Genomic DNA, 15,498 nt, shown 5'->3' with positions numbered 1-15,498 from the left:
CCCATGTGTTTGGCAGTGCCCGGCAAGGTCGTGGCCATCGACGACGGCGCGGAACCGCTCACCGGGCTGATCGATTTCGGCGGTGTGCAGAAGCAGGCGTGCCTGGAGTACGTGTCCGATGTGCGGGTGGGTGAGTACGTCATCGTGCACGTCGGCTTCGCGCTCCAGCGTCTGGACGAGGAGTCGGCCCTGGCCTCGCTGAAGCTGTTCGAGGAACTGGGGCTGCTGGAGGAGGAGTTCGGGGACGCCTGGGAGCAGGCGGCGAAGGAGGCGGGAACGGCGTGAAGTACATCGACGAGTTCAACGACCCCGATCTGGCCCGGCGGCTGCTGGACGAGATCCGCGCTACGGCCACCCGGCCGTGGGCCCTGATGGAGGTGTGCGGCGGACAGACCCACTCGATCATCCGGCACGGCATCGACCAACTGCTGCCCGAGCAGGTGGAGCTGATCCACGGGCCCGGCTGCCCCGTCTGTGTCACGCCGCTGGAGGTCATCGACAAGGCACTCGAGATCGCCTCGCGGCCCGGCGTGATCTTCTGCTCCTTCGGCGACATGCTCCGCGTGCCGGGCACCGACCGCGACCTGTTCCGGGTCAAGGGCGAGGGCGGCGACGTACGCGTGGTCTACTCGCCGCTCGACGCCCTGGAACTGGCCCGCCGCCACCCGGACCGGGAGGTGGTGTTCTTCGCGATCGGCTTCGAGACCACGGCCCCCGCCAACGCGATGGCCGTGCACCAGGCGAGGCGCCTCGGGCTGACCAACTTCAGCCTGCTGGTGTCCCATGTGCGGGTCCCCCCGGCCGTCGAGGCGATCATGACGGCGCCCGCCTGCCGAGTGCAGGGCTTCCTGGCCGCCGGGCATGTCTGCAGCGTGATGGGCATGGCGGAGTACCCGGAGCTGGCCGAGCGGTTCCGGGTGCCGATGGTGGTGACCGGCTTCGAGCCGCTGGACATCCTGGAGGGCATCCGCCTGGCGGTCCGGCAGCTGGAGCGCGGTGAGCACCGGGTGGAGAACGCGTACCCGCGTGCCGTGCGCGAGGAGGGCAATCCGGCCGCGGTGCGCATGATCGAGGAGGTGTTCGAGGTCACCGACCGGAACTGGCGCGGCATCGGGCCGATCCCGCTGAGCGGCTGGCGGCTGACCGACGCGTTCCGCTCGTACGACGCGGAGCACCGCTTCGACGTCACCGGGATCCGTACCGAGGAGCCCGCCGAGTGCCGCAGCGGCGAGGTGCTCCAGGGGCTGATCAAGCCGACCGAGTGCGAGGCGTTCGGCACCACCTGCACCCCGCGCACCCCGCTCGGCGCCACCATGGTCTCCAGCGAGGGCGCCTGCGCGGCCTACTACCTGTACCGCCGGATGAACGCCGCGACACCGCAGGCCGAGCGGGCCGCGCGGGAGGAGATGAACCCCGTTGCCTGAACAACTCGCCGACACTGTCGACCCGGCGAACTGGACCTGCCCCGCTCCCCTGCGCGACCAGCCGGTCGTGGTGATGGGCCACGGCGGCGGGGGCGCGCTGTCGGCGGAGCTGATGGAGCAGGTCTTCGTCCCCGCCTACGGCAACTCCACCCTGGCCGCTCTCGCCGACTCCGCCGTCCTCGACCTGGGCGGCGCGCGGCTGGCGTTCTCCACCGACTCGTACGTGGTGAGGCCGCTGTTCTTCCCCGGCGGCAGCCTGGGCGACCTCGCGGTCAACGGAACGGTCAACGATCTCGCGATGAGCGGCGCCCGGCCGGCCTACCTCTCCGCCGCCTTCGTACTGGAGGAGGGCGTGGAGCTGACCGTCGTCGGACGGATCGCGCGCGCCATGGGTGCGGCGGCGGAGGCCGCCGGGGTCACGATCGCCACGGGTGACACCAAGGTCGTGGAGTCCGGGCACGGCGACGGGGTGTACGTCACCACCGCCGGTGTGGGGCTCGTGCCCGACGGCGTGGACATCCGGCCTCAGCGCGCGCGGCCCGGTGACGCCGTGATCGTCAGCGGGCCGATCGGTCTGCACGGGGTGGCGATCATGAGTGTGCGGGAGGGGCTGGAGTTCGGGGTCGAGGTCGCCAGCGACACCGCGCCGCTGGCGGAACTGGTGGCGGCGATGCTGGCCGTCACGCCGGACATCCATGCACTGCGCGACCCCACCCGGGGTGGCCTGGCGGCGTCCCTCCACGAGATCGCCCGCGCTTCCGGGACCGGGGTCCGGCTCCAGGAGCGGGCGATTCCGGTGCCGGACGCCGTGGCGAACGCCTGCGGCTTCCTCGGGCTCGATCCCCTGTACGTCGCCAACGAGGGCCGGCTGGTCGCCTTCGTGCCCCCGCCGGCGGCGGACGAGGTGCTCGCGGCGATGCGTGCGCATCCTCAGGGCGCCGGGGCCACGCTGATCGGCGAGTGCGTCGCCGAGCACCCCGGGATGGTGGTGGTCGCCACCGGTCTCGGCGGGACGCGGGTGGTGGATCTGCCGCTCGGTGAGCAGTTGCCGCGCATCTGCTGACCGGGCACGCGCGTGGGCCCCGCCGGACGTACCGGCGGGGCCCACGCGCGCTATGCGGAGACCGGTGACGGCTCGATGCCCGTGATCTCCAGCTCCCGGCCGCTGCGCAGGTCGCTGGAGGGCTGGTCGCAGCGCGGGCACCAGAAGAACGGGGGCATGCCCACCGGGAACTCCTCGGCGCACGGGCCGCACCAGGCCTGGCCGGGGACCTGCTCGACCACGAGCCGGGCCCCGGCGAGGGCGGTGCCGTCGCGGGCCACTTCGAAGGCGAAGCCGAGGGCGTCGGGAACGACGCCCGCCAGTTCGCCGACCCGGACGGTCACGGTCGAGACGGCGTCCGTCCCGTCCGCCCGGGCCAGCTCGTCGGCCCGCTCGATGATCGCGGTCGCGATCGACAGTTCGTGCACGGCCGGATCACGGATACCGGTTGCCCGCGCGGAAACCGCCGGCCATCCGCCAGATCCGCGCCTCGCGCCTCAGGCTGGGCCACTCCCAGCACACCAGTGCCAGGGCCAGACCGCCCGCGAGGACGGCCTCGGCCTTCAGCACCCGCTGTCCGCTCATCCCGCCACGCCTGCGCGCGACGGGTCTGCGTACTCTTTTGACCTTCATTGCGGCGACTCCCTGCTCCGTCCGGGAACGGCTCTCATCCCGGCGAGATGTTCGGCATGCCCTCCACGAGGGCGTCATGCCGCTTCCAGTGGATCCCCGTGGAGCGGCGCGCGTCGGCGGTGCCGTCCTCGTGGTGCCCCTTCTGCTCCGCGTACCGGCCCTTGTTGCCCTGGTGCATGCCGGCGACGTGCCGGGGGGTGTCGGGCTTCGCCTGGGGCCGGCCCACTCTGATGTTGCCCATGGGGTGCTCTCCTTCCTCGCCTCCGACCTGCGGAGTGCGTGCTCATGGCCGCTCGGTGAGGTCCTCGAAGAACCGCTCGACGGCCGGCCAGACCCGGCCGCCGCCGGACAGGCCGCGCCACTCGCGGCGTACGACGGCGACCATCCGGTAGCAGTCGTCGACCGGCACGATCCAGTGGTGGTCGAGACCGTGGACGGTGTTGACCAGCAGGGCCTCCACCTCGGGTTCCACGGTGGCGAGCTGTGGAACCGTGCCGGCCAGTTCCCGCCAGGCCGCCGCGTCCACCTCCCACCGCATGGCCCCCGCCGGGCTCGGGCCCTGGGCGGTGACGGTGCCGTCCGCCCGGGGCACGAAGAAGACCAGACCGACCGGTACGCCCAGCACCGCCGTGTCGATGTGCGGCAGCCGGACCCGGCGCCGGGGCACGAGGCGGTACTGGCCGTCCCCCGCCCCGGCCTCGGCGAACAGCACCGAGCAGGGCCGGCAGGCGCAGCGCACCTCCTCCTGCCCGGCGTCGTGGAGGTGGGCGTGCTCCTCGGCGAGGGGCGCGGCGCACAGGTCGCACACCTCCTCCGCGGCCGCCGCCGTGCGGTCGGCCGAGGAGCGGATGAGGCGGGCCAGTGCCCCGTCGGTGGTCACCGTGCGTCCCGGTGGGTCAGGGTCGTCAGCGGTACGAACGTGGGTGCCGGCGTGCTCGGCAGTGGCTCCACCGCCGTCAGCTCGGGGGCCACGGCGAGGACCGCTGCGCGGACCGCGTCGGTGACCTCGGATCCTCCGCCGCCGCAGCCGGAGCCGCACCCGCCGCCCGTTGTCAGGCGCACCCGGGCGATCTGCCCCTCCACCCCGGCCCACTCCACGTCGCCGCCGCGCTCCTGGACGGCGGGCCGCAGCCGTTCCACGGCGCGGGCCGCCCGGCGCTCGGCGGGCTCGGGGTGGATGTCGTGCAGGACCAGCAGATGGCCCAGCAACTCGTCGCCTGCCAGGTCTTCGGCCAGCGGGCCGTCCGCGTGGTCCATGACGCGGGCCAGTGCCTCGCCGTAGACCTCGGTCAGGAGCGCGATCGCCTCGGTGGCGGAGCGGGTGGTGGGGCCAGGGGCGGACTCGAGGCCTTCCAGCAGGTCGTCGAGGCGGGCGAGCCGGGCCTCGACGTCCGGGTCGGCCAGCCGCGCTCCGGCGGCCTCAGCCATGGTTCGCCCCGTAGGTCGGCGAGTGCAGGGTGGTCAGCGTCTTGCCCTTGCCGACGTACATGTGCACACCGCACGGCAGACAGGGGTCGAAGCTGCGGACGGTGCGCATGATGTCGACGCCCTTGAAGTCGTCCGGCCCGTTCTCCTCGAAGATGGGCTGGCCCTGGACGGCGTCCTCGTAGGGGCCGGGGGTGCCGTAGATGTCGCGGGGGCTGGCGTTCCACGGGGTGGGCGGGTACGGGTGGTAGTTGGCGATCTTCTTGTCCTTGATCACCAGGTGGTGGGAGAGGACGCCGCGCACCGCCTCGTGGAAGCCGCAGCCGATCGCCTCGTCGGGTACCTCGTAGTTCTCGAACACCTTGGTCTCGCCCGCTCGGATGAGTCCCATGGCCTCTTCGACGAACTGCAGGGCCATGGCGGCTGCGTAGGCGACGAAGTAGGGCCGGGCGCGGTCGCGTTCGATGGTGTTGCTCCACTGCGGGATGCGCCATTCCAGGGTCGTCTCCGGCAGGGATTCGCCCTTCGGCAGCGAGATGCGCACGCTGTGGCCGGTGGACTTGACGTACGGGGTGTCGACGATGCCGCTCAGCGCGGTCGACCACAGGCGGGCGAGTGGGCCGCCGCCGGTGTCGAGGGCGAGGTGCTGGTCGGTCCGCTTGTCGTACCAGCGCGGGCTCATCACCCAGCTGTACTTGTCGTCGAAGTCGCGCTTCTGCGGTACCGGGACGGTGGTCTGGTTCCACGGGTGGCGCATGTCGACGGGGTTGCCGAGCGGGTCGTGCGTGACGAAGGGCGATTCGTTGACCCAGTCCTCGTAGTACGAGCTGCCGAGCATGATGCGCAGGCCTAGGTTGATGTCGACGAGGTTGTTGGTGACCAGCTCGCCGTCGACGACGATGCCGGGGGTGACGTACATGTCCTTGCCCCAGGAGTTCATCGTCTCGTAGCGGTAGTCGACGGTCTTGGGGTCCTGGAAGGCTCCCCAGCAGCCCAGCAGGACACGGCGGCGGCCGACCTCCTCGTAGCCGGGCAGCGCCTCGTAGAAGAAGTCGAAGACGTCGTCGTTCATGGCGACGGCCTTCTTCACGAAGTCGATGACCCGCATGAGCCGGCTGAGGTAGTCGGTGAAGGTGTTCGGCTGCGGCATCGTGCCGACACCGCCCGGGTACAGGGTGGACGGGTGGACGTGCCGCCCCTCCATGAGGCAGAACATCTCGCGGGTGATCCGGCTGACCTTGAGGGCCTCTTTGTAGACCTCGCCCTCGAAGGGGTTGAAGGCCTTCATGATGTCGGCGATGGTGCGGTAGCCGTGGATGTCGCCGTGGGGTGCCTCGGTGCGTTCGGCGCGGGCCAGCACACCGGGGTTGGTGGCCTTGACCATCGCCTCGCAGAAGTCCACGAACACCAGGTTGTCCTGGAAGATCGTGTGGTCGAACAGGTACTCGGCCGCTTCACCGAGGTTGACGATGTAGTCGGCCAGCGGGGGCGGCTTGACGCCGTAGGCCATCTGCTGGGCGTAGTCGGAGCAGGTGGTGTGGTTGTCGCCGCAGATGCCGCAGATCCGGGACGTGATGAAGCCTGCGTCGCGCGGGTCCTTGCCCTTCATGAACACCGAGTAGCCGCGGAAGAGCGACGAGGTGCTGTGGCATTCCACGACTTCCCGGTTGGCGAAGTCGATCTTCGTGTAGATGCCCAGGTTGCCGATGATCCGGGTGATCGGATCCCAGGACATGTCCACGAGTTGTGGCGGCTTGCGCTCCGTGGGCCGGGCCTCGGTGGTGGTCATCTGTGGTACTGCCCCTCGCTGTCGGTGTTCCGGTGGGTGGTGGGGTGCGCGCCGGTGCGCGCGGCGGGCGTCACGAGGACCGCCAGTGCGGGTCGTAGCCGCTGGTCAGCTTGCGCTTGTTGTGGCGCCACCTGGGCTCGTGGTTGACGAGCTCGTTGGTCACACCGCGCAGGCGGCGGATGACCGCCCCGTAGGGCTTGATGGCCAGGGACGACAGGGTTCCGCCCGGGGGCTCGTCCATGAACGGCATGAACGCGTCGGGGAAGCCGGGCATCGTGCACCCGATGCAGATGCCGCCGACGTTCGGGCAGCCGCCGATGCCGGCCATCCAGCCGCGCTTGGGCACGTTGCAGTTGACGACCGGACCCCAGCAGCCCGTCTTGACCAGGCACTTGGGCGAGTTGTAGTCCTTGGCGAAGCTGGCCTGCTCGTAGTACGAGCCGCGGTCGCAGCCCTCGTGGACCGTCTTCCCGAACAGCCACTGCGGGCGCAGCATGTGGTCCAGCGGCGGCGGGGGTGCGGAGCCGGCCGCGTGGTAGAGGACCCAGACCAGGGTCTCCATGAAGTTCTCGGGCTGGATCGGGCAGCCGGGCACGTTGACGACGGGCAGCCCGCCCTGCGAGGTGTAGTCCCAGCCGAGGTAGTCGGCGAGGCCCATGCAGCCGGTGGGGTTGCCGGCCATGGCGTGGATGCCGCCGAAGGTGGCGCAGGTGCCGGCGGCCACCACCGCCCAGGCCTTGGGGGCCAGTTGATCGATCCACCAGTTGAGGGTCTGCGGCTCGCCCGTCTCCGGGTCGTTGCCGAAGGACGTCCAGTAGCCGTCGCCCTCGATGATGTTCTGGTTGGGGATGGAGCCCTCGATGACGAGGATGAACGGCTTCAGTTCGCCGCGTACGGCGGCCCGGTAGGGAGCGAGGAAGTCCTCGCCGCCCAAGCTCGGGGAGAGCACCTTGTTGACCAGGTTCACCTTCGGCAGGCCCGGGATCAGGCCGAGCACCAGGTCCTCGATGGAGGGCTGGTCGGCGGCGGTCAGCGAGACGGTGTCGCCGTCGCAGCTCATGCCTTCGGAGATCCAGAGAATGGTGATCTCGTCGAAGCCCTGACGGACTTCGGCGCGACTGGGTTCCTTGCTGACCTCGGCGGTACTGCTGTCTGTTGTCATGTCACTCGGCCTCCGCTGCGGGGGTCTCGGAGTAGGTCGTATGCAGCGCCTTGGCTGCTGCGGGAGCCGGTGCCGACGGCTCGTCCGGGTCTCCGGCGGGCTCGAGCGGTTCGAGCTCGTCGGGCCGGAAGTAGTGGAAGCGGCCGTACCAGGTGTGCAGTTCGGACGCGGGGTCGTCGTCGAGGGTGACGGCGAGGTGCACACTGCCCTCCACGTCGTGGAAGACGGCGGCGACCTCGGCGGTCCGGCCGGCCAGGAACATGTCCTGGGCGTCGGCGCCTCGTCCGCGGGGACGGAGCCGGACGCGGCTGCCGCCGCCGAGGGGCACGCCGTCGACGAGCACGGTGTCGGTGGTCGGGGAGAGCCCGTCGTCGGCGCCCTCCTGCCACCAGGCGGGGCGTTCCGCCGGTGCCGGAGCGGTATCCGGAGCGGTAGCAGGGGCGACCGGTGCCAGGGAGCGGACGGCGCCGTGCAGCCGTTCGAAGACCTCCTGCGGCATGGTGTCGACCCGGTCGAGGATCGCGGCCGCCCTGGGGTCCGTGGCCCGCGCCTCACGCTTCTCCTCGTCGGTCAGCAGCATGGTGCGCAGGGTGAGGATCTCGTCGATCTCGGCGGCGTCGTGCAGGTCGCCCGGGCTCTCGGGGGCGACCTGGGGGTGGTCGGGCAGGATGATCGGCGCGGACAGCAGGATGCGTCCGGCGTCCTCGGCGTCGCCGCCGAGAACGGGGAAGGTGAACTCGTTCCGGCAGTCGCGCGCGGGTGCCGCCAGGTCCGACGGCGGATCGGTCAGCGAGACGAACTCCACCCCGTCGCCGCCGATGAGGGTGTGGGTGGCGACGAGGGCCCGGCGCAGTGCCTCGTCACGCGCGGTCCGTGCTGCCGGTGCGGGGCCGATGTTCTCGGTCCGGACCCGAAGCCGGCAGAGGTCGTCGGTGAGGCGCTCGGCGGTGACGGTGGTCTCGGCCCGTACCTCCTCGCGGTGCCGTACCACCCGCCCGGCGCCCGGCGGCAGCGGCTCGACGTCCACGCCGGCCGCCGCGCCCACGGGGACGGTGCGCCCCGTGCCGAGGAGTTCGTCGAGGGGGATCACAAGCTCGTATTCGCGCGGCAGGGCCTCGTCGAAGGTCAGGTGCACGGTGCCGTCGGCGGTGCGCAGCGACGCGACGGGACGGTGGCCGGAGTCCTCGGGGCCCGCGGACTCCTCCACCTGCTTGCGCTGCGTCTGGAGGTAGCGGATCCGGACGCGGACGGAGGGGGCGCCGGGCCGCCGGATCCGCAGGAGGCACTCGGTCTGCTGGTACCAGGAGTCGGCGGAGCCCGACACACCGGGGACGACGGGGCCGTCCGACTCCACCCAGTCCCGGGGGAACAGCACCCCGAACTGCCATCGGACGCGGTTCTTGGCCGAAGACCGGCGATAGGGGTAGAGGAGGTATCCCTCGTAGAGGACGGCGTCGGCGACGGCGCTCAGCTGCTCGAAGACGTCCCGGGACCGTTCCGGCGGCCGTACCGCCGCGCCCGTGGTGGCAGCGCACGCCCTGCCGCCCTCGACCAGTCCCTCCGCCATCGCGCCTCCTCGTCCGTGTGTGCACGCGCATCCCTTCCACCACGGTCACACCGCTCATCCACCCCCGCCTCCTCCGGCCCATTGGGTTGGGCCGTTCGGGGCTGTCAGGGGGTGGGGCGGGGCGTCGCGGGGTGGGGCGGGGCTGCTGCGAGGCGCGGAGGCTCAGCGCAAGCCCGGGCGTTCAGGGCCGCCGGTGGGACAGGCGCCGTGCCAGCAGGGGGATGATCACCGCGGCGGCGACGACGTGGGACAGGGCCAGGACGATCCGGGTGGACGTGGCCGTGTGCGGGGCGACGGCCGGGCCGGCGAGGGAGAGGGCGGTGAGCGCGAGAGTGATCACCGTGAAGGTGCGGGCGGGCCGCTCGGCCCAGCGGGCGAGCACCACCGCGAGGACGATCCCGGCGACCGACCAGAACACCACCCCGCCGGCGAACCCGCCCACCGGGATGGCCGCGGCCTCCTTCGCTCCCGGACTGGCCGCCTCCATCGGAACACCGGCGGCCCGTGCGGCGAGCCCGAACGCCTCGGTCACGGCGGCGCCCGCGAGGGTCGCCAGAACACCGACCAGCCAAACGGGGCGGGTGGAGAGAAGACCATCGACGGTCCGGGACTCGGCTCGTCCGGCCTGGCTCTGCGGCGTCGTCACACTCATGTCACTGTCTCCTGCTCGGCGTTGAGGGTCTGTGTGCCTTTCGGGGAGGTAGACCGGCCGGGGCGGCAGAACTCATCGGCGACACGCTTCATCCGGACGGCGCAGGGCACCTGCACGAATCGGCGAGTCGAGGGAAGGCGTCACATCATGGACCAGCCGAAGAACCACCACCCCAGCACGACCACGAGCGCCGCCGTCACGACCCTGGCCGACCCGCTGGTCAACAAGGGCACCGCCTTCAGCCGGCGGGAGCGCGCGGAGCTCGGGCTCGACGGGCTGCTGCCGCCCGCCGTGGAGACCCTGGACGAGCAGGTCGCCCGCGCTTACGAGGCGTTCCGCGGCTACGACAAGCCCCTCAACCGGCACATCTATCTGCGGCAGTTGCAGGACACCAACGAGGTGCTCTTCTACCGTCTGGTCACCGAGTACCTGGAGGAGCTGCTGCCCGTCGTCTACACGCCGACGGTGGGCGAGGCCTGTCAGCGTTTCAGCGAGATCTACCGGCGTCCGCGAGGGCTGTTCCTGAGCTGGGAGGACCGGCACCGCTTCCGGGACATCCTGCGCAACCGCCCGTACCCGGACCACGACGTGGACGTCATCGTGGTCACCGACGGACAGCGCATCCTGGGGCTGGGCGACCAGGGCGTCGGCGGCATGGGCATCCCGATCGGCAAGCTCAGCCTCTACACGGCCATCGGCGGTATCCACCCGGCGCGCACGCTGCCGATCTTCCTGGACGTCGGCACGGACAACGAGGCCCTGCTGGACAACCCGCGCTATCTGGGCCGGCGTGACCGCAGGCTGACCGGTGCCGAGTACGACGAGATGATCGAGGCCTTCGTGTCGGCGGTCGAGGCGGAGCTGCCCGGCACACTGCTCCAGTGGGAGGACTTCGCCACCGCCCACGCCCACCCGATCCTCGCCCGCTACCGCGACCGGCTGCTCACGTTCAACGACGACATCCAGGGCACCGCGGCCGTCGCGCTCGGCGCCCTGTCCACCGCGGCGGACGTGGCGGGCACCCCGCTGCCCGGCCAGCGGCTGGTGATCCTGGGCGCGGGGTCGGCGGCCATCGGCGTCGCCGACATGATCCGTACCGCCATGGTCGACGAGGGGCTGCCGGAGGACGAGGCCACGGCACGGTTCTGGATCCTCGACGTCGACGGCCTGCTGGTGCGCTCCCGCGGTGAACTGACCCCGCAGCAACGGAGGTTCGCCCGCGACGACAGCGAGGTGGCCGACTGGGACGGGACGGGCCTCGCCGAGGTGGTGCGCCGCGTCGAGCCGACGGCGCTGATCGGACTGTCGACGGCGCACGGCGCGTTCACCGAGGAGGTCGTGCGGCAGATGGCCTCGACCTGCGAGCGGCCCGTCGTCTTCCCGCTGTCCAACCCCACCTCCCACTCCGAGGCGGAGCCCGCCGACCTCACCCGCTGGACCGACGGCCGGGCCCTGATCGCCACCGGCTCGCCCTTCCCGCCGCTGACGGTGGACGGGCACGAGGTGCCGGTGGCGCAGTCCAACAACGTGTACGTCTTCCCGGCCATGGGGCTCGCGGTGACCGCGAGCCGCGCCACGCGCGTCACCGACCGCATGCTCGTGGCCGCGGCCCGTGCCGTCGCCGAGTGCGCGGTGCGTGCGGCGGACGGCGAGGACGGGCCCGTGCCGCTGCTGCCGCCCCTGAGCGGGATGCGGGACTCCGCCCGCGAGATCGCCCTGGCCGCGGCCCTCGCCGCCGTCGAGGACGGCGTGGCCCCGCGGGCGACGGAGGAGGAGCTCCGCAAGGCGGTCGCGCAGGCACAGTGGACACCCCGTTACGAGGGCTAGGTACCTGTCCGGGCGCTCCGGCGGACGTACTGTCGAAGACACGACGGCCGACCCCGGAGGCGTCCACGCCATGGAGCAGCGAGAGTCCCCCGCCGACGACGCGCTGAACGCGGCGGCGGACGCGTTCGAGCGGCTGCGGCCAAGGCTGTTCGGTATCGCCTACCGGGTCCTGGGCAGCGTGTCCGAGGCCGAGGACGTGGTGCAGGACGTGTGGCTGCGCTGGCAGGCCGCCGACCGGGGCGCGGTGCTGGATCACGGGGCGTTCCTGGCGAAGATCACCACCCGGCTGGCGATCAACGTGGCGCAGTCGGCGCGGGTGCGCCGCGAGGCCTACGTCGGGCCGTGGCTGCCCGAGCCCGTGGACACGAGCGTCGATCCGCAGGTCGGCGCGGAGCGCGGCGAGGCGCTGGAGCTGGCCGTGCTGCTCGTCCTGGAGCGGCTGAATCCGGTGGAGCGGGCGGCTTACGTGCTGCGCGAGGCGTTCGACTACGCGTACGACGAGATCGCGGGCATGCTGGAGCTGAGCCAGGCCAACACGCGGCAGATCGTCAGCCGGGCCCGCAAGCGTCTGTCCGCCGAGCGCCGGGAACCGGTCGACACGGCTCAGCACCGGCGTCTGCTCGACGCCTTCGTGGCCGCCGCGCGGCACGGTGACGTGGCCGCGCTGGAGACCGTGCTGTCGGCCGACGTCGTCGCCTACGCGGACGGCAACGGCATGCGCGGCGTGGCGCGGCTGGCGATCGTGGGGGCCGGGCGCGTGGCCAAGGTGACGGCCTTCGCCCAGAAGTTCTTCCCCGGCGCGGAGTACGGCATCGTCGAGGCCAACGGGCAGCCCAGTGTGCTGCTCGCGAAGGACGGGGCCGCCGTGGCGCTGGTGAGCGCGACCGTGGGTCCTGACGGCATCGACGGGCTCTACTGGGTCCTGACGCCGGACAAGCTGAGGGCGTACGAGCGGTCGGCACGCAGGCTCACCGGCCGCCCGTAGCCTCCCGGCCTCAGTGCTGCTTGAGCCACTCCTCGTAACGGGTGGCCGCGAGGTGCGCGCTCTCGTCGCCGGTGAGTACGTCGGGCATGCCCGCGAACAGGCCGGCGGTGTCATCGGTGACGACGGTCCGGCCGTCCGGCTTCGCCGCCAGGGTGAGCTCACCGAGGCGGTCCAGGCCGTACGTCTCGGGGCCGGCGATGTCACGGACGCCGTTCGACGGCTCGCCCTGCGCCGCCTCGGCGACGGCGGCGGCGACCTCGGCGGAGGCGATCGGACGCAGTCGCGTGGACGGCAGGCGCACCTCCCCGCCCTCGGTGGACATGTCCATCACCGGAGCGATGAACTCGAAGAACTGGGTGGCGCGCACGATGCTGTAGGGCACGCCGCTGCCGCGCACGGCGTTCTCCTGGGCGACCTTGGCCTCGTAGTAGCCGTAGCCGGGCACCCGGTCGACGCCGACGATGGACAGTCCGACATGGTGCCGGACGCCCGCCTCCTGCTCGGCGGCGAACAGGTTCCGCGCCGAGCGGGTGAAGAAGTCCAGGGCCGGCCCGGTGTCGAAGGACGGCGAGTTCGACACGTCCACGACCACGTCCGTCCCCTTGAGGACCTCGGCAAGTCCCTCACCGGTGAGGGTGTCGACGCCCGTGGAGGGGGCGGCGGCGACGGTCACGTGACCCCTGTCGCGCAGCAGCGCGACCACCTGCGCGCCGATGAGGCCCGTACCGCCGACGACCACGATCTTCATCACTGTCTCCGTTCGCTGGTTGACTGACTCACCAGAGAGACAGGGCGGCGTCCGGGTCTGTGACAGCGGGCGGGGATTCACTCCGTCGGGACGGTGTCCGGCAGGCCGAGTGCGGTGGAGACATGGCGCCACACGGAGGTCAGCGCGGTGTCGAGGGTGACCGTCGGGTCGCGCAGCATGAGGCGGATACCGTAGCCGTCGCTCAGGGACAGTACGAGCGTGCTGAGGTCGTCGACATCGGTCGGCGTGAACTCGCCGCTGTCGATGCCGCGCCGTACCGCGTCCCCCACCCAGGCGTGCAGCTGCGCGTACAGGTCCACGGCGAAGACCCGGGTGGCCTCGTCGCGCAGCGCCCTGACCCACAGTTCCTGCCAGAGCCGCCAGTCCTGGTGGAGCTGGGGATCGGTCGGCAGCAGACCGCGCAGGATGCGGGCCAGGATGACCGCGGCCGGTGCCGTTTCCGCGTCACGTTCGAGGTCGACGGCGGTGTGGGCGAAGGAGTGGGTCATCGCCTCGGTGAACAGCTTCTCGCGTGTGTCGAAGTGGTAGTGGAGCAGCGCCGTCGACACTCCGGCACGCTCGGCGACCATCCTCATGCGGATCTTCTCGAAGCCGATGTCGGCGATGACCTCGCACGCCGCGGTCAGGATGCGCTCGCGCGTGTCTGCCGTGCGCACCTTGGTGGACACCCTGCGGCTCCCCTCGTTCGGTGGTCGTGGCCATGACCATCTTCCCTCACGCCCGCCTCTCCGGTACCAGGGCCTCACGCCGCGGCTCCTCGTCGTACGTGTGAAAGCCCCACCCGCACTTCCGCCCCGGCAGACCGGCCTCCACCAAGGATCCTGGTCGCGGCCGTGCGGTCCTGCCCGTGACGGCCACCAGCCGCACATCGCGAGCCCCAGTACTCCCCGCGCCCTTTGCTGTCCCGCATTGCGGCCCGGAGCTCCGGACGACGAGCGGGCCGCGTTCGGCCCGCTCGCCAATGCCGCAGGTCAAGCACGTGATGCTGTGACCGAGGAGAGGTCGATCGCCCGGTCGACGTCCTGCGGCCGCAAGACCCGCAGGATGCCCTCCAGCAGGTAGTAGTCGGCGTACGGGAGGGAGATCTCGATGCCGTCCTCGTTCGGGCGGTGGCGGGTGCAGCGGGCCACCACCGCTTCCGCGCGGGCCGAGTCACGCGTCAGGCACGTCTCCGAGAGGGCGGTGAGCTGCCGTAACGCCACCTCGCGATAGGCCTTTCGGCCGGTGGCGGCGGACAGGTCGAGGAGGCCGCAGGCCGTGATCGCCCCGGCCGACGCGTCCTTGATGTCGTGGGGCTGCTGGGGAGCCCGGTAGTCCCACACCGGGACGTGGTCCGGGGTCAGGGCTCCGATCGCGAAGTCCGCGAGCTTTCGGGCCGTGGCCAGGAAGTCCCGGTTCCCGGTCCTCCGGTACATCGTGGTGAATCCGTACAGGCCCCACGCCTGCCCGCGCGACCAGCACGACGTGGGGCTGTACCCCTGCACCGTGTTCGGGCCGAGCGGGGCGCCGCTCCTTGGGTCGAAGTCGTAGACGTGCGGGGTCGATCCGTCCGGGCGCGGGAAGACCCGCCGGGTCGTCTTCGCATGTTCCACGGCGATGTCCAGGTACTTCGCATCGCCGGTCTGGCGGCTCGCGAACGCCAGCAGATCGAGGTTCATCATCGTGTCGACGATGACCCGGCCGGCGTTCTTCTCGTCGTTCAGCGCGCCCCACGCTCTGATGAAGCGGCCCTGCGGGTTGTACCGCTGGATCAGGGAGTCGGCCGCCCGTAAGGCACCCGTCCGCCAGGCTTCGTCGCCCGTCAGCCGCCAGGCGGTGACCCAGGACGGGTAGAAGAGGAAGCCGAGGTCGTGGGTGCCGGTGTCGTACTGGCGCGGGGCCAGCTTCCGGGCCGAGGCCGATGCCAGTGTGCGGAAGGCCTCGTCCTTGCTGTAGAGCCATGCCATCCACAGCGTGCCCGGCCAGAACCCGCCGACCCAGTCGCCGCTCTGCGAGTAGGTCCACTTCTCGAACTTCGTGCCGACGGGGAAGGCGGTCACGGTCGGTGCGACGGCGTGAAGCTTCTCGATGGCGTAGTCGGCGGCCGTGCGGAGCTTGCGCAGGGTCGGTGCCGGGGTAGTGCCGGCGGCCGCGGCCGGTGCCGGGGACGCGCCTGCCGCCACGGCACCGGCCGCCGTGGCCAGCACCGTACGTCGGGAAACACTCATCTTGGTCCTCCAGGAA

17 protein-coding genes are annotated in these 15,498 nt (G+C 71.5%); 5 read left to right on the top strand and 12 right to left on the bottom strand.

Annotated elements, in window-relative coordinates:
• The first annotated feature begins 3 nt into the window (after window positions 1–3).
• The 3 genes from AC07DF_RS19670 to hypE are packed head-to-tail and all read left to right on the top strand — an operon-like array spanning window position 4 to window position 2,487.
• Entirely contained in the window at window positions 4–285 is a 282-nt protein-coding gene (locus tag AC07DF_RS19670) for a HypC/HybG/HupF family hydrogenase formation chaperone (protein WP_454361614.1), read from the top strand.
• Entirely contained in the window at window positions 282–1,424 is a 1,143-nt protein-coding gene (hypD, locus tag AC07DF_RS19665) for a hydrogenase formation protein HypD (RefSeq protein ID WP_478972426.1), read from the top strand. Before AC07DF_RS19670 ends, hypD begins: the two co-directional genes overlap by 4 nt.
• Complete coding sequence (gene hypE, locus AC07DF_RS19660) at window positions 1,417–2,487, top strand: hydrogenase expression/formation protein HypE (RefSeq protein ID WP_478972423.1); 1,071 nt, start codon at window positions 1,417–1,419, stop codon at window positions 2,485–2,487. The genes hypD and hypE overlap by 8 nt, the downstream gene beginning before the upstream one ends.
• A 50-nt stretch (window positions 2,488–2,537) precedes the next feature.
• Here the strand turns inward: hypE and hypA are convergent, their stop codons facing one another.
• The 9 genes from hypA to AC07DF_RS19615 form a co-directional block, all read right to left on the bottom strand.
• Complete coding sequence (gene hypA / locus AC07DF_RS19655; RefSeq protein WP_478972420.1) at window positions 2,538–2,894, bottom strand: hydrogenase maturation nickel metallochaperone HypA; 357 nt, start codon at window positions 2,892–2,894, stop codon at window positions 2,538–2,540.
• A gap of 7 nt (window positions 2,895–2,901) precedes the next feature.
• A complete protein-coding gene (locus AC07DF_RS19650; RefSeq protein ID WP_478972417.1) occupies window positions 2,902–3,099 on the bottom strand; it encodes a hypothetical protein in 198 nt (65 codons plus the stop codon).
• Between the two features lie 34 nt (window positions 3,100–3,133).
• Entirely contained in the window at window positions 3,134–3,340 is a 207-nt protein-coding gene (locus AC07DF_RS19645; protein WP_478972414.1) for a hypothetical protein, read from the bottom strand.
• A gap of 42 nt (window positions 3,341–3,382) precedes the next feature.
• Window positions 3,383–3,979, bottom strand: coding sequence for a DUF5947 family protein (locus AC07DF_RS19640; protein WP_478972411.1), 597 nt, complete (start codon window positions 3,977–3,979; stop codon window positions 3,383–3,385).
• Window positions 3,976–4,527, bottom strand: coding sequence for a NifU family protein (locus tag AC07DF_RS19635; RefSeq protein WP_478972408.1), 552 nt, complete (start codon window positions 4,525–4,527; stop codon window positions 3,976–3,978). The genes AC07DF_RS19640 and AC07DF_RS19635 overlap by 4 nt, the downstream gene beginning before the upstream one ends.
• Window positions 4,520–6,313 carry a nickel-dependent hydrogenase large subunit gene (locus tag AC07DF_RS19630; protein ID WP_478972405.1) on the bottom strand — a complete coding sequence of 598 codons (1,794 nt, stop codon included), beginning with the start codon at window positions 6,311–6,313 and terminating at the stop codon, window positions 4,520–4,522. The genes AC07DF_RS19635 and AC07DF_RS19630 overlap by 8 nt, the downstream gene beginning before the upstream one ends.
• 70 nt (window positions 6,314–6,383) lie before the next feature.
• A complete protein-coding gene (locus AC07DF_RS19625; RefSeq protein WP_478972402.1) occupies window positions 6,384–7,475 on the bottom strand; it encodes an NADH-quinone oxidoreductase subunit B family protein in 1,092 nt (363 codons plus the stop codon).
• Between the two features lies 1 nt (window position 7,476).
• Complete coding sequence (locus AC07DF_RS19620; RefSeq protein ID WP_478972399.1) at window positions 7,477–9,042, bottom strand: hypothetical protein; 1,566 nt, start codon at window positions 9,040–9,042, stop codon at window positions 7,477–7,479.
• 181 nt (window positions 9,043–9,223) lie between these two features.
• Window positions 9,224–9,694 (bottom strand): DUF6069 family protein, encoded by a 471-nt coding sequence (locus tag AC07DF_RS19615; RefSeq protein ID WP_478972396.1) that lies wholly within the window; start codon window positions 9,692–9,694, stop codon window positions 9,224–9,226.
• Between the two features lie 147 nt (window positions 9,695–9,841).
• On the opposite strand from AC07DF_RS19615, the gene AC07DF_RS19610 reads away from it, so the two are divergent.
• Together AC07DF_RS19610 and AC07DF_RS19605 are read left to right on the top strand one after the other, a co-directional pair.
• Window positions 9,842–11,521, top strand: coding sequence for an NAD-dependent malic enzyme (locus AC07DF_RS19610; protein ID WP_478972393.1), 1,680 nt, complete (start codon window positions 9,842–9,844; stop codon window positions 11,519–11,521).
• 70 nt (window positions 11,522–11,591) lie between these two features.
• Complete coding sequence (locus AC07DF_RS19605; protein ID WP_478972390.1) at window positions 11,592–12,506, top strand: RNA polymerase sigma-70 factor; 915 nt, start codon at window positions 11,592–11,594, stop codon at window positions 12,504–12,506.
• A gap of 10 nt (window positions 12,507–12,516) precedes the next feature.
• Here AC07DF_RS19605 and AC07DF_RS19600 read toward each other — a convergent pair whose 3' ends face one another.
• From AC07DF_RS19600 to AC07DF_RS19590, 3 genes are all read right to left on the bottom strand, one after another.
• Window positions 12,517–13,254, bottom strand: coding sequence for an SDR family oxidoreductase (locus AC07DF_RS19600; RefSeq protein WP_478972386.1), 738 nt, complete (start codon window positions 13,252–13,254; stop codon window positions 12,517–12,519).
• A gap of 77 nt (window positions 13,255–13,331) precedes the next feature.
• Window positions 13,332–13,943, bottom strand: a complete 612-nt coding sequence (locus AC07DF_RS19595) for a TetR/AcrR family transcriptional regulator (RefSeq protein WP_478972383.1) — start codon at window positions 13,941–13,943, stop codon at window positions 13,332–13,334.
• Between the two features lie 303 nt (window positions 13,944–14,246).
• Window positions 14,247–15,482, bottom strand: a complete 1,236-nt coding sequence (locus AC07DF_RS19590; protein WP_478972381.1) for a glycoside hydrolase family 88 protein — start codon at window positions 15,480–15,482, stop codon at window positions 14,247–14,249.
• Window positions 15,483–15,498 lie beyond the last annotated feature (16 nt).

The organism is Streptomyces sp. NPDC044719, assembly GCF_056433405.1.
Note: the sequence above shows the minus strand (reverse complement) of the source record. Positions and strands in the feature narration are given on the sequence as shown.